The sequence below is a fragment of the Actinoallomurus acanthiterrae genome, from assembly GCF_054775715.1.
This window is the reverse complement of record NZ_BAAHCO010000001.1, coordinates 2,051,136-2,064,923: the sequence shown is the minus strand read 5'-3', so window position 1 is coordinate 2,064,923 and position 13,788 is coordinate 2,051,136. Positions and strand designations below refer to the sequence as shown.

General features: G+C 68.3%; 11 protein-coding genes. 5 read left to right on the top strand and 6 right to left on the bottom strand.

Translation table 11 applies throughout. The annotated features are described in order from the left end of the window. Positions 1-180: 180 nt before the first annotated feature. The 6 genes from ACYVF7_RS10195 to ACYVF7_RS10170 all read right to left on the bottom strand — a co-directional run bounded on the left by ACYVF7_RS10195 (position 181) and on the right by ACYVF7_RS10170 (position 8,594). On the bottom strand, positions 181-1,887 hold the full coding sequence (locus tag ACYVF7_RS10195; RefSeq protein WP_460338212.1) for an RICIN domain-containing protein: 1,707 nt from the start codon (positions 1,885-1,887) through the stop codon (positions 181-183). Positions 1,888-1,997: 110 nt separating this feature from the next. Continuing rightward, positions 1,998-2,918, bottom strand: a complete 921-nt coding sequence (locus ACYVF7_RS10190; RefSeq protein ID WP_460338210.1) for a ricin-type beta-trefoil lectin domain protein — start codon at positions 2,916-2,918, stop codon at positions 1,998-2,000. 152 nt (positions 2,919-3,070) lie between these two features. Then, entirely contained in the window at positions 3,071-4,414 is a 1,344-nt protein-coding gene (locus ACYVF7_RS10185; RefSeq protein ID WP_460338208.1) for a hypothetical protein, read from the bottom strand. 106 nt (positions 4,415-4,520) lie between these two features. Further along, entirely contained in the window at positions 4,521-6,134 is a 1,614-nt protein-coding gene (locus ACYVF7_RS10180) for a ricin-type beta-trefoil lectin domain protein (protein ID WP_460338206.1), read from the bottom strand. A gap of 513 nt (positions 6,135-6,647) precedes the next feature. Beyond that, a complete protein-coding gene (locus tag ACYVF7_RS10175; protein WP_460338204.1) occupies positions 6,648-7,445 on the bottom strand; it encodes a CAP domain-containing protein in 798 nt (265 codons plus the stop codon). A gap of 111 nt (positions 7,446-7,556) precedes the next feature. Next, positions 7,557-8,594, bottom strand: a complete 1,038-nt coding sequence (locus ACYVF7_RS10170; RefSeq protein WP_460338202.1) for a LacI family DNA-binding transcriptional regulator — start codon at positions 8,592-8,594, stop codon at positions 7,557-7,559. A 243-nt stretch (positions 8,595-8,837) separates the two neighbouring features. Between ACYVF7_RS10170 and ACYVF7_RS10165 the strand changes: the two genes are divergently transcribed. From ACYVF7_RS10165 to ACYVF7_RS10145, 5 genes are read left to right on the top strand one after another with little or no spacing between them, the layout of a single operon-like run. After that, positions 8,838-10,136 (top strand): ABC transporter substrate-binding protein, encoded by a 1,299-nt coding sequence (locus ACYVF7_RS10165; RefSeq protein ID WP_460338200.1) that lies wholly within the window; start codon positions 8,838-8,840, stop codon positions 10,134-10,136. 19 nt (positions 10,137-10,155) lie between these two features. Next, positions 10,156-11,103, top strand: coding sequence for a carbohydrate ABC transporter permease (locus tag ACYVF7_RS10160; RefSeq protein WP_460338198.1), 948 nt, complete (start codon positions 10,156-10,158; stop codon positions 11,101-11,103). Further along, the gene (locus ACYVF7_RS10155) at positions 11,100-11,711 is read left to right on the top strand and encodes a carbohydrate ABC transporter permease (RefSeq protein ID WP_460338196.1); all 612 of its coding nucleotides are present in this window, start codon (positions 11,100-11,102) and stop codon (positions 11,709-11,711) included. Before ACYVF7_RS10160 ends, ACYVF7_RS10155 begins: the two co-directional genes overlap by 4 nt. Next, positions 11,702-11,971 (top strand): hypothetical protein, encoded by a 270-nt coding sequence (locus ACYVF7_RS10150; RefSeq protein WP_460338194.1) that lies wholly within the window; start codon positions 11,702-11,704, stop codon positions 11,969-11,971. Before ACYVF7_RS10155 ends, ACYVF7_RS10150 begins: the two co-directional genes overlap by 10 nt. Further along, complete coding sequence (locus ACYVF7_RS10145) at positions 11,968-13,773, top strand: glycoside hydrolase family 35 protein (RefSeq protein ID WP_460338192.1); 1,806 nt, start codon at positions 11,968-11,970, stop codon at positions 13,771-13,773. Before ACYVF7_RS10150 ends, ACYVF7_RS10145 begins: the two co-directional genes overlap by 4 nt. The last annotated feature ends 15 nt before the right edge of the window (positions 13,774-13,788 follow it).

Sequence of the window (13,788 nt, the reverse complement as noted above, 5' to 3'; positions counted from 1 at the left end):
CGAAATTTGAGCATGCTTAATTTCGCCGTCTCGATCTGCGAATTAACCAGGAGAGACAGATTCTAGGCGGCATCGAAACGACTCGATCTTCAATTAGTCCTCAGACAAGAGATCCGATCTCTAGGCGGGTTTCACGTCCCGGCCGCGGGTCGCTCGCCTACCCGCGGCCGGGGACGGACGTCAGCTCGTACGGTGGTTCGACGTGAACAGGGCGAGGTTCACGGCAATGGCCATCGCCTGATAGCCGGCGTCGTTGGGGTGCAGGTGGTCGCCGTTGGCATAGGCGGAGCGGAGGGCCTTGGGGTCGTTGGGGTCCCGCAGTGCCTTGTCGAAGTCGATGACGCCGTCATAACCGCCGGTGTTATTGCGGGTCCAGTCGTTGACTGTTTCGCGGACCTGCTCGCCGTAGTCCGAGTAGTAGTTGGCGCCCTGATAGGGCGTGATCGTACCGCCGAAGATCTTCACGCCGACGGCGTGGGCCTGTTTGATGACGGTCTGCAGGCCGTTCTCGAGTTGCGTGGCGGACAAGGAGTTGGAGCTGCCCGGACCGTCGAAGATGCCGATGTCGTTGATGCCCTCCAGCAGGATCACGTCTTTGACGTTGGGCTGGTCGAGCACGTCGTGCTGGAATCGGTTCAGGAGGCTGGGGTTGTTGTTGTTCGCGATTGTGAGCACGCGGTTGCTGCCGATGCCTGCGTTCACGACGCCGCGGGTGGGGCCATCGGGGGCGGAGTTCATGCGCGCGGCGAGGTAGTCGGGGTAGCGGCGGTCGGCACTCAGAGTGGACCCCGCGCCGTCGGTGATGGAGTCCCCGACGCACACCAGGGTTCCGGTGGCGGTCGGGGAGATGACATCCAGGCCGTCGAGGAAGTACCAGGAAGTCTTCGTGCTCGGGTAGTTGCCGGTGCCGTCGTCGGTGACGTGGTTGCCGGCGGTGGAGATGTAGGCGGTCTCGTGTGCCTCTGCGTGCCAGGTGGTGCCGGCGGGTGTGTCCGGCAGGTAGACGCTCACGAGCAGCTTGTCGCTCGCAGCCACGGCCATCGGGATCGGGTCGCTTGCGACGTCCTTCCCGATGGGGATGGTGACGGAGGCGTTGCGGTTGAAGGTGACGGCGTGGTGGCTGTTGGTGACGACAGTACCGGGGGTGCCGCTTTCGTGGGCGAGGTCGACGGCGCCGATGCTCAGCGGTGCGGTGCCGTAGAGGTTGCTCAGCCGGACGCGGAGCATGGACCCTGCGACGCTGGCGTGTGCGACCATGCGGATGCTCTGGTTGGTGAAGGAGTCTCCGTGGGACATCAGGCCGGCGGTGTAGGTGCCGACCCTTTGAAGCGGGGTGAGGGTCCAGTGCTGGTTGGCGCCGCCGTTGGACTTCCACTGGACGATCGGGGTGCCTTGGGTGGTGGACGACAGGGCGTCGTCGGCGAGCAGGCCGTTGGCGGCGTTGGCCAGGGTGTAGGTGCCATCACCGACGGGTCGAATGTTCCACTGCTGGCCGGCGGCGCCGTTGCAGGCGTTCTGCACGAGTTGGACAGGCGGGGTGGAGTTCTGGCGGTCGGGGGTGTCCAGGCACAGGCCGCTGTTGGCGCTCTTGACGGTGTAGGCGCCGGTACTGGTCTGGGTCAGGGCCCATTCCTGGTTGGCGGTGTTGCGCGACGGCCACTGGACGATCGGCTGGCCAGGGTTGGTCGTACCGTATTTGACGTCCATCAGCATGCCGCTCTTGGCGTTCGTCAGGGTGTAGACGGTGCCGGAGGTGGGGGCTGCCGAGGTCGCCTGGTGCGCAACGGCTGCCTGTGCCGCGTTTGCCGTAGCGGCAACGGTCCCGGTCAGGCCGCAGGCCGCAAGGCCCAGGCCGACCAGGGCCGCGAGACGTCTGGAACTGCGCATACCAATCACTTCTTTGAGGTTTTGCGTGGCGAGGGGGTCCGGCGTGGGGGCATTGGAGCACCGGCCACCGATGGAAGTGCTCGCCCACCAGTGGCCGATGCGCCCCGGCCTCAGCTAGGCAGCTTCCATCGCTGGTTGTTTCCGCCGTTGCAGTCCCAGATGTCGAGCTGTGTGCCGTTGGCGGTCTTCCACTCCGGGTCGTCCAGGCAGCGTCCGGACAGAACGTTCTTCAAGGTCCCGTCCGGCTGCGGTGACCACTGCTGGTGGGCTCCGCCGTTGCAGGTCCACAGCTGGACCAGGATCCCGTTGGCCACCCCTTCACCCGAGACGTCCAGACACTTGCCGTTGTGGGTGAGCGTGCCGCCCGCCCACGTCCAGACCTGGGCGTCGGTGCGGTTGCAGTCCCATAGCTGCGCGTGGGTGCCGTTACCGCTGGAGTTCCGGTCGTCGTCGAGGCATTTGCCGGCGATTCCCGAGGTGATGGGGCCGGAGGCCGGTTGCGGGGCCGTGCCCGGGTCGACCCTGAAGTTGTCGAACTGGGGGGTCTTGTAGTCGGTCACGCCCAGGCCCGCCTGGCCGTTGGTGAGGGAGGAGTCGGTCGTCTCGCCCACCTTCGTGCCGTCGATACTCGCCGAGAGAGTCGAGCCCTGCATCGTCAGGGAGACCCGGTGCCAGGAGCTCGTGCCCAAGGCCTTCGCCGTCCCGCTCTTCAGCGTCGTCCAGTTCCAGCTGGTGTCGGTCTTCTGGATGGCCCACGCACCGGTGTCGCCGACGATCAGGTGATAGGCGTTCAGGCCGTTGTTGTTCCTGCCCTGCTGACCGACCCGGCCGAGGACGTCGACAGTGCTGGAGGGCTGCAGCAGCGCGTCGACGCTGACCGTGTAGTTGCTCCACGTCTGGTCGCCCATGATGGTGTACGGGTTGGGTGACTTCTCATCGGTCCAGTGGATCGGCCGGGTGGGTGCCATCTGGCGTAGGCACTTTCCGGTACGGCCGCCGCCACACGGCACGGTTTGGAAGGCGCCGTTCATGTCGGCGAAGTACTTCGGCGACGTGGTCGTGGCCGGGGTGTCGAAGTTGTCCGAATAGGGCAGGGCGAGGGACTTCGACGGCGGAGATGTCGCGGCCCCCTTGCCGCCTCCGGTGGTGGTCGTGACGGTGTAGACGTAGCCCGGGTGGAGCGTCAGGGTGTACTTGCCGCCGGCGGCGTCACGTCCTGGGTGTGGACGAACCAGTCGGCGGAGTTGTCCGACGTCAGGTTCGTCGCCCAGACGTGGACCTGGCCGGTGGGCAGGCCGCCGGTGACCGTGAACGTGGCGGTCTGGTCGGCGGTGGCGTCCATCGTCTCGATGACGGTGGTGTAGTCGGAGTTGTTGGCCGGCTTCAAGGTCACGTAGCTGCCGTTGGCGCGGTCCCCGCCGAGGAAACCGCTCGCGGAATCGACGTAGTGCCAGCCCGGCTGGGTGAACTGGGTGGTGTGCGCGGTGACCCAGGTCGTCTTGCCGATGCGGTAGTTACCGGACCACGGCTGGTTCGCCAGCGCCATCCCGTCGGTCTGGAAGTACAGGTTCGGATACAGCGCCGCGACGACGGGCCAGTTGATGTACGAGGTCATCTGTCCATCGATGTAGTCGCGGTTGATCGCGCGCGCGACCGCCGGCGCACCGGTCCCGCCCGCGACCCCCGGGGAGCCGTCGAGATCCTCAGAGCCGTTCTCACTGGCCCACAGCGGCTTCTTCAGACCCTGCGCGGTCGACGTGCTGTTACAGGTCTTGAAATCCGAGGCATAGCCGCACGGGTAGTGGACGCCGACGACGTCGACGGCGTTCTTGAACGCCGGGTCGCTCGCCATCGCGTCGGCGACGTTCCAGCCGCTGTCGGCGGCGACGACCTTGATCGACCCGTATCCCTTGGCGACCAGCGTGGACTTGAGGTTCTCGTACCAGCCGACGTTCCAGTCCCGTTCGTTCCAGCCGCCGAGGTAGTCGATGCCCAGGTTGTGCTTCTTGGCGCAGCCGAGCCAGTCCATCAGGTAGTCGATCATGTCCTGGGACCAGAAGTCGCCGCCGCCGATCCACCCGGGCGCGCCCCAGGCGAGGCCGTAGAGCTTGATGTTCGGGTCGCGGGCCTTGGCCTGCTCGGCCAGCCACCACTCATAGCCCTGGTCGCAGTCGACGGCGCCCCGGGTGTGCTCGTGGCTGGCCTCGGCGCCGTCGGTCGAGTTGGTGTCGCCGCCGATCTCGATCTTCAGGGACTGCAGTGCGGCGCCGTACCCGGGTTTGAACAGGTAGTCCAGCAGCCGACTGCGCTGCGGCTCGGGATAGTCGGCCAACAGGCGGGAGTTCCCGCCGCCGCCGCTGATCGCGCCGACGCCGTCGAACACCAGGCCCGACTTGGTGCCGTCAACGGTGATCGACGTCGACGCCGCCGCGTGCGCGGGAGAGGGCGCGGCCACACCGACCAATACGCCCGCTAGCAGGGTCAGAACTGTCAGGAGGGGGGTTCTCCACCGTGATGCCCAGGTCATGTCGTCTCCAGGGGGCTCTCGGGATCTCGCATCGCTCATCCGAGCGTTCTGGTCCGGCCGTCAGCGGGCCCCGTGATGCTCCCGCTGACGGCCGGCGTTCAGCGGGTTATTCGCGGGACCAGCGCTGGTTCAGCCCGGCGTTGCAGGGCCAGACCAGCACCGGGGACAGGTTCGTGGTCTTGTGGTCACCGACGTCGAGGCAGTTGCCGTTCGCGACGAGCGTGCCGTTGCGGTTCCAGGTCCAGTTCTGGCCGGAGGAGCCGTCGCAGTCGTTGATGACGGCATGACCGTTGGCGCTGTCGAGGCACTTGGTCACGTCGGCCAGTCGTAGCGTGACCGGACCGGCGGGCGTGATGGTCCAGGTCTGGTTCAGTCCGCCGTCGCAGTCGTAGATGCCGAGCCGGGTGCCGTTGGCGGTGGCGGAGCCGGGGTCGTCGAGGCATCGCCCGCTCTCGGCCCCGGCGAGTTCGGTGCCTCCGGCCCGGATGTTCTGCCGCGGCGTGACGCGCCACATCACCGCGCCATGTCCCGGTATCGCGCCGGAGGAGAAGGTGCCGCCGCTGGTGGAGGTGTTCTTCGACCACAGGTCCTTCACCGTGTAGGTGCCTCCCGCGGGGAAGCCCGCGGTGGTCGAGGAGACGCTCGCCGAGGCCGGCGCGGTTCCCTTGTTGAAGAAGACGAGCGCCCGGTCGCCGTTCGCCAACGGTTTGCTGATCACGTCGACGTCGCCCTGGGTGGAGACGACCCGGCCTTGGCCGGCCAGCGGGTCCTGGTCCACCGCGAGGACGTCGGTGTTCTTCAGCGTGGTGATCTCGCCGTCGGTCTGCGGGAGGCTGTCGCGCAGGTCGCCGCCGACGTACATGGGTGCGGCGGTGGCCGCCCAGACGCTCAGCTGCGAGCGCCACTCGGTCAGGGTGGTCTTGGCGCTCTTGCCTTCGGTGATGATGAGCCGGTCGGGGTCGTTGAACCGGCCTGGTCCGGCGTAGCCGGCGAGGTTACGGGTGATGTTGTATTCGGACAGCCAGGAGGGGAAGTCGGCGGCGACGTCCCCGCCGACCCGCCAGGTGTTGCCCAGGTCGCCGACCCAGCCCATCTCGGCGTTGAAGGCGGAGCCACCGGCCCCGGCGTACGCCGGGGCGGAGATGCTGATCGCCATCCTCCGCCCGGAGTTCAGCATCGCGGTGTAGGCGCCCTGGTAGTCGCCGCGCACCTGGGCGGGATCGGAGTAGCCGGCGCAGTAGTCGATCTTGACGTAGTCGATGCCGTACGAGGCGAGCAGCTTCATGTCCTGCTGCCAGTGCCCGCGGCTGCCGGGATAGCCCTGGCAGGTGGACGTGCCGCCGTCGAGGTAGGACGCCAGCTTCATCCCCTTGCCGTGCACGTAGTCGGCGAGCCACTTCATGCCGCGCGGGTATTTGACGGGGTCGGTGACGAGGTTGCCGCTTGCGTCGCGTGTCTTGGTGGTCCAGCAGTCGTCGATGCCGATGTACTTCCAGCCGGCGTCCTTGAGCCCGAGCGCGACGGCCTGGTCGACCTGGCTCACCGTGTCGGCCTGCGTCTGATGGCAGAAGTCGAGGTATCCGATCGTCAGCGGTGGGGTGGGCAACACGCTGGTCAGTGGGTCGTCGGGAATGCCGGCACCGGCCGGTCGGCCGATCCCGATGACTGCTCCTGCGGCAGCGGTGACGACCGCGACCGCCATAGCGAGAGATCTCCGCATCGAAGACTCCTTGCGTCTCGGCGAGGGGGTGGAGGGGGACGGGACGCGGTGCGATGGCCGACGTTTCTCAGGTCGGCAGCGATCACGACGCCGACATCGACGAGGCCGCCGTTGGCCTCGGAATGGCGCGCGAAGGCGGGTGTGATCGCCCATGGGGCAACGGCCCGTTGGCACGTACGGGATGCGGCGTGAGGGTGTGGCAGCCACGCAAAGGTGGCCCTTTGGCGGGAAGCGGGGCGGGGGCGGGGGATCGAGGACGGTCAGGTGTCGGCTGCCGGCGCCTGGCAGCTTCTTCTGGTGATGTGAGAGCGACTGTAACTAAATGGCATCGATAACACTAGACCCAAACTTTCGCCGAATGTTCAGCTAGTTATCGATAACAAGACGGCCGTCGACCGGCGAGGTCCCGCGACGCGGAGGGGACCTGCGACGCGGAGGGGACCTGCGACGCGGAGGGGACCTGCGGCCGAACGCAGGCACCCCCGCCGCATCCGGACGGAACGGGCCCGCCCCCTAGCGCTCCGAGCCGAAGTCCTGTGTCCAGTACGTCCCGTACGGCGTGCCCGAGCCGAACGCGACGCCGATGCCGATCGCGTGGAAGCCGCAGTTGAGGATGTTGGCCCGGTGTCCCGGGCTGTTCATCCAGGAGTTCATCACCGCCGCCGGAGTCTGCTGACCGGCCGCGATGTTCTCGCCCCAGGCCCCCGATGCGTATCCGACGGCGGCGAGCCGCTCACCTGGGCCCTTGCCGTCCGGGTTGGTGTGGTCGAAGAAGTGACGGGCGACCATGTCGGCGGAATGTCCCTGCGCAGCTCGCGCCAGCTTCGCGTTGATCGTCAACGCGCCGCACCCGTGCTTGGCGCGCTCGGAGTTGGTGATGCTGAGGACCTGGGAGGCGTACTGGGCCGCCTTGCCGGTCGGCCCGCCGGCCACCGGTGGAGGCGCGGGCGCGTGCCGGGTCTTGGCCGGAGTGGGCTTGTGGGTGTTCTTGTGCGACGGGCGCGGAGTCGGCTTGTGGGTCTTTTGGCTAGGCTTGCGCTTCGCCGGCTTCGGGTTGTCGAGGACGGGCACGGACTCCGGCGAGGTCGTCGCGCCCGCGGCTGCCGACCGGGGAGCGGCCGGCTTGCCGGAATCCCCCGAGCCACCGGTCGCCGCGTACGCGACACCGACGACGGCGCCGAGCCCGACCGTACCCGCGACACCGATGGTCGCCCATCGGTGCATGGGCGAGCGGCGCCGACGACGCACGGTCGTCGAACGCGCCGGGTCCGGCTTATCCCAGAAAGCCTGCGTCTCGGAATTGTCGTTCACCTAGGGGTCGCCCTTCATGGGTCTGCTGTGTCTGGTCCGACACATGGGAGACCCGGCGATCACCTATGAATTACGAAAAATCCCAATGCGCTGCTGAAGAAGCCCGTCTGGTCAGCTGCCGCTCGCCCTGGCGGGTGCGGTGCTGGCGCGCACGATCAGTCGCGGTTCGACGGAGGCGGGTTCGGGCGCGGCGTCGGCGTCCTCGATCTGGCGCAGCAGATGCGCGACGGCGAGTGCTCCCGTCTCGGCGAACGGCTGGGCGACGGTGGTCAGCGACGGCGAGCAGTACTCAGCCAGCGCGATGTCGTCGACGCCGACGACGGAGATGTCCTCGGGCACCCGCTTGCCGAGCTCGTGCAGGGCCCGGATCAGGCCGAAGGCCATCTCGTCGCTGGCGACAAAGACCGCCGTGACGTCCGGAATGCGGCCCAGGACGAGGCCGTTCGCGTAGCCGGACGCCGGCGACCAGTCGCCCTTCAACTCCGGCGGCGGCGTCCTGCCCTCCTCTTCGAGGGTGAGGCGCCAGCCCGTGGACCGGCTGGAGGCGTCCAGCCACTCGCTGGGGCCCGCGATGTGCCAGACCGTTTCGTGCCCGAGCTCGAGCAGGTGCCGGGTCGCCAGGCGTGCCGCCATGGTCTGGTCGACGGCCACGACCTCGGTCGCGTCTGTGCGGGATCCGTCGATCGTGATGGTGGGGATCGAGCGGGTGAGCTCCTCGATCCGCTCGCTCACGTGGATGAGGGGGACGGCGAGGATGACGCCCTCGACACCGTGATCGGCGAGCCGCGCCAGGGCGCCCTCGATGGCGGAGGTGTCGAGAGACTTGGTCGTGGCGGCGGTCACCGAGTACCCGGCCTCGTGCGCCGCATCCTCGATGCCGGACGTCACGGCGATCCGCGAGTAGAAGCCGGTCTGCAACGTGACGAGGCCGATCGTGCGGCTGCGGCCCGACCGGAGCATCCGCGCGGCGTTGTTCTTGCGGTAGCCCAGCTGGTCGACGGCGGCCAGGACCTTCGCGCGCGTCTTCTCCCGCACACTCGGGTGGCCGGAGAGGGCTCGCGACACGGTCTGGATGGACGTCCCCGCGACCCGAGCCACGTCGGCCATCGCCGGTGGCCGTCCGGTGGCGTCGCGCGCCGGTTCCTTCATTCGGGCCCCTTCCCCTACCTGCGTGCTTCGGATGATACCGCTCACATCCCCACGATCTCCGCGTTCGCATGGGCATGGACGGGTCACGTTAACCGGGTATTGGCATCGATAACACCATGTGCCATAGTTCGGACACCCGGCAACGTGAGCCACACACCGATCGGCCCGCCGAGCGCGTGCCGGCTCGCGGCGAACCACCGGGAGAGCCGGATCTCGACCCGACTACCGTCCAGAGGAGGGCTGATGAGAAAGCCGATCGTCCGCGCCGCAGGAGCCCTATGCGCCCTCGCGTTCGGGCTCACGCTCGCCGGGTGTTCCGGAGGCGGGTCGGACGCCAGCCGCGAACACAAGATGGCATCGATAACATTCTGGGGGTGGGCCCCGGGATACGCGGAGGCGGTCAAGGCGTTCAACGGCGGCCACACCGACGTCCAGGTGCAGTACCAGGCGGTGCAGCCCGGGGCGAAGGGCGGCTACCAGAAGATCCTCAGCGCCGTGCAGGCCGGCAACGCGCCCTGCCTCGCCCAGGTCGGGTACGAGACGCTGCCGAGCTTCGCGGCCCAGGGCGCCCTGCAGGACGTCGCACGGTACGCGAACCCGAGCAAGGCCGAGTTCCAGCCGGCGACCTGGAAGTCGGTCTCCCTCGAGGACAAGGTCTACGGCGCTCCCGTCGACACGGGTCCGATGGCCCTCTTCTACAACAAGAAGGTGTTCGACAAGCTGAGCCTCAAGCCACCGGCCACCTGGGACGAGTACAAGGCCGACGCCGAGAAGGTCCATGCTTCCGATCCGCACCGGTTCATCTCCTCGCCCTTCCTGGACTACGACTACGCGGGCCTGGCCTGGCAGGCCGGCGCGGGCTGGTTCGGTGTCGACGGCGACTCCTGGAAGGTCACTCTGGCCTCCGACGCCAACCGGAAGGTCGCGGACTACTGGCAGGGTCTGGTGCGCGGCGGTCTGATCAGCGGTGCTCCGATGTACGACCAGTCGTGGTTCACCGGGCTCGGCAACGGCGACATCGTCACGGTCGTCGGCGCCGTCTGGCAGGCCGGCGTCATCAAGGGCGGGGCGAAGAACGGCTCCGGTCAGTGGGCCGTCGCTCCGATGCCGCAGTGGAGCGCGGGCGGCGACCAGGTGGGCAACGCGGGCGGCTCGGCGACCGCGGTGCTCAAGGGCTGTAAGTCGCCGAAGGCGGCGTGGGAGTTCGCGCACTGGATGAGCACGGACCGCAAGGCGTTCGGCGGGCTGGCCGACAAGGCCGGCCTCTTCCCGGCGGCGAGGTCGCTGCTCGACCTTCCACAGCTCACCGCGGGTGACCCGTACTTCGGCGGACAGAAGATCTACGACGTCTTCGCCAAGGCGGCGCCGAAGGTCAGCACGGACTGGACCTGGGGTCCGATCATGACGAAGACCGCCGCCGATCTCGACGACGGACTCGGTCAGGCCTGGGCGGGGAAGGGCACCATCGGGGGCGCCCTTCAGACCACCCAGGACAAGACGGTCGCCGAGCTGAAGAAGCAGGGTCTGAGTGTCGCCCAGTGAGCACGGAGCGGTGTACGACGTGCCGCGATCATCCGACGCGACCCTCGTGAACGTCGCCACCGCGACCGAGCGTTCGTCCGCCGGCGTTCGCGGCGCCGGCGTGAGCCGGCGCACGCTGCTGCTGTTCCTCGGCCCGTTCGTGGTGCTCTTCGCGGCGATGTACCTGGCGCCGATCGGCTACGCGGCCGTCAGCAGCCTGTCCGTCGTCCACCGGTCCGCCCTGGGACTGACGGCACCGACGAAGGTCTTCGATCCGATCGGCAACTACACGCGGGCGTTCGGCGACAAGGACTTCACCGCGTCACTGGGGCGGGTGGCACTGTTCGGCGTCGTTCAGGTGCCGGTGATGCTCCTGTTCGCGCTCGGGCTCGCGCTGCTGATCGATTCCAGGTCCGCCCGCGGCAAGGCGCTCTTCCGGCTCTCGAGCTTCCTGCCGTACGCGATCCCGGGCGTGAGCGCCGCGCTGGTCTGGTCGTTCATGTACTCGCCCCAGTCCAGCCCGATCGACCACCTACTGGGCGCCCAGATCCCGTTCTTCCATGACGGCACCGTCCTGTGGTCGGTCGCCAACATCGTCACCTGGAGCTGGACCGGCTACAACATGATCATCATCTACACCGCCCTGCAGGCGATCCCGGCCGAGACGCTGGAGGCGGCCAGGATCGACGGCGCCTCGGCGTTCCGGACCGCCTGGCACATCAAGATTCCAGCCGTACGCGGCGCCCTCATCTTGACCGCGGTCTTCTCCATCATCGGATCGGCGCAGCTGTTCAACGAGCCGACCGTGCTGCAACCCATCTCCGGCGGCTCCGTCTCGTCGACGTTCACCCCGATCATGTCCGCGCAGTCGGCCGTCAACGCCGGCAACTACCCGTACGCGGCCGCGCAGTCGGTCATCCTCGCGGTGCTCGTCGGCGTGGTGTCGTTCGTGTTCTTCAAGCTGACCGGCCGGGGTGAGCGGGCATGAGCGCGGTCACCGGCAGGCCGTTCCCGATGCGGCCGCGGCGCGACACCACGCCCCTGAGCCGCATGCTCGTGTCGGTGCCGCTGGCCGTCTCCGCCGTCTACTTCCTCTTCCCCCTGTGGTGGCTGCTGGTCGCCGCCACCAAGCCGTTCGGACGGCAGTTCAGCGGCGACGGGCTCTGGTTCGGCGGCTTCGGGCTCTTCGGCAACCTCGGCAAACTCACCGCCCAGGAGGGCGGCATCTTCTGGCGGTGGACGCTCAACAGCGTCCTGTACTGCGGCATCGGCGCCCTGGTGGGCACGCTGCTGTCCGCCATGGCCGGATACGCGCTGGCCAAGTATGAGTTCAAGGGGCGCGGTCACCTCTTCGGGCTCGTACTCGCCGCCGTGCTGGTGCCAAAGATCCTCTTCACCCTGCCGCTCTACCTGATGTTCTCCGGCATCCACCTGATCGACAATCCGCTCGCCGTGCTGCTGCCCAGCGTCGTCAGCCCCTTCGGCGTCTACCTCTCCCGGATCTTCGCGACGCAGGCCGTTCCGGACGAAGTGCTCGAGGCCGGCTCGACGGAGCGGGTGAGTTCCGCATCTTCCGGAGTCTCGGCATGCGCATGATGCTCCCCACCCTGGTGACGATCCTTCTCTTCCAGTTCGTGGAGATCTGGAACAACTATCTGCTGCCCGCCATGGTGCTCAGCGACGAGCACCTCCAGCCGGTCACGGTCGGGCTGGTCGGCTGGAACGCCAGTCATGTGGCGGTGCCGCCGCCGCTGGTCGTCATCGGATCGTTCGTCTCGGTCATCCCGCTGCTCGTCGCCTTCCTCGCGCTGCAGCGGTTCTGGCGTGCCGGCCTGACCGCCGGAGCCGTCAAGTGACCCTTATCCCCACGACTCGGCCGGGCGCGATCCTGTCCTATCCCGACGGCCGGCTCCGACGCGACGGACATCCGCACCGCGTGCTGGCCGGATCGCTCCACTACTTCCGGGTCCATCCGGCGCAGTGGGCGGACCGGCTGGACCGCATCGCGGCCATGGGACTCAACGCGGTCGACACCTACGTCCCGTGGAACTTCCACGAGCGCCACCGCGGACGGATCCGCTTCGACGCCTGGCGCGATGTCGAACGGTTCCTGGAACTCGCCGCCGCGGCCGGACTGGACGCGATCGTCCGCCCCGGACCGTACATCTGCGCCGAGTGGGACAACGGCGGCCTGCCCGCCTGGCTGACCGGCACACCGGGCATGCGACTCCGCTCGGCCCACCAGCCCTTTCTCGATGAGGTCGCCCGCTGGTTCGACGCCCTGATCCCCCGGCTCGCCGGGATGCAGGCGAGCCGCGGCGGCCCGATCGTCTCGGTGCAGATCGAGAACGAGTACGGCAGCTACGGCGACGACTCCGCCTACCCGCGATGGGTGCGCGACGCCCTCGTCGAACGCGGAATCACCGAGTTGCTGTACACCGCGGACGGGCCGACCGACCTGATGCTGGATGCCGGGACCGTGACCGGTGAGCTCGCGACGGTGACGTTCGGCTCCCACGCGGCCGAGGCGGCCCGCCTGCTGCGCTCACGCCGCGAGGGAGAACCCTTCATCTGCGCGGAGTTCTGGAACGGCTGGTTCGATCACTGGGGCGAGAAGCACCACGTGCGCTCGCCGCGCAGCGCCGCCACGTCGCTCACCGAGATTCTCGACGCCGACGGCTCGGTCAGCGTGTACATGGCACACGGCGGCACCAACTTCGGCCTGTGGGCCGGCGCCAACCACGACGGCCACGCCATCCAGCCCACCGTGACCAGCTACGACTCCGACGCCCCCATTTCCGAACACGGTGCGCTCACCCCGAAGTTCTTCGCGCTCCGCGACCGGTTGGACGCGGTCACGAGTTCGCCGTACCGGCCGCTGCCCGCCGAACCGTCGCTCCTGGCCCCCCGCTCCATCCCCGTCACCCGCGGCGCCGGCCTGCTGGGCTCGCTCACCGAGATCTCCGAAACCACCGAATCGCCGCACCCGCTCAGCTTCGAAGAACTGGGGCAGGCCTCCGGCCTGGTGCTCTACCAGGCACGCCCACGGCTGCCGCGCGGCACGCAGGAGTTGACGGTCCGCGGACTCCACGATCGGGCGCAGGTCTTCGTGGACGGCGCACCGGCCGGAGTACTCGACCAGGAGGTCGGCTCGCTCCACGTCGACGGCACAGGCGGACACGTACGACTTGAGCTGCTGGTCGAGAATCAGGGACGCATCAACTACGGTCCACTGCTCGGCCAGGGGAAGGGCGTCCTCGGCGGGGTGCAGGTCGGACGCCGCCTGGTCCACGGCTGGGCCATGTACGGGCTGCCGCTCGACGAGTGGTCGCGGGACGACGTGCGCCGCGCCGCGTCCGCCGCCGCCCCGGCCGGAGCGCCCGGCTTCGCGACCGCGCGCTTCACCGTGGACGAGGTCGCCGACACGTTCCTCGCGCTGCCGGGCTTCGGCAAGGGCTTCGTCTGGATCAACGGCTTCCTGCTCGGCCGCTACTGGGAGATCGGCCCCCAGGTGACGCTGTACCTCCCCGCGCCGGTCCTGTGGCCGGGCACCAACACCATCACCGTGCTCGAACTCGAACGCTTCGGCGACCGAATCGAGCTACGAGACAAGCCCGAACTCGGACCGGCCGAGGAGTACGTGGAGAGCTTCTCGTGATGCCTGCTCACGTAC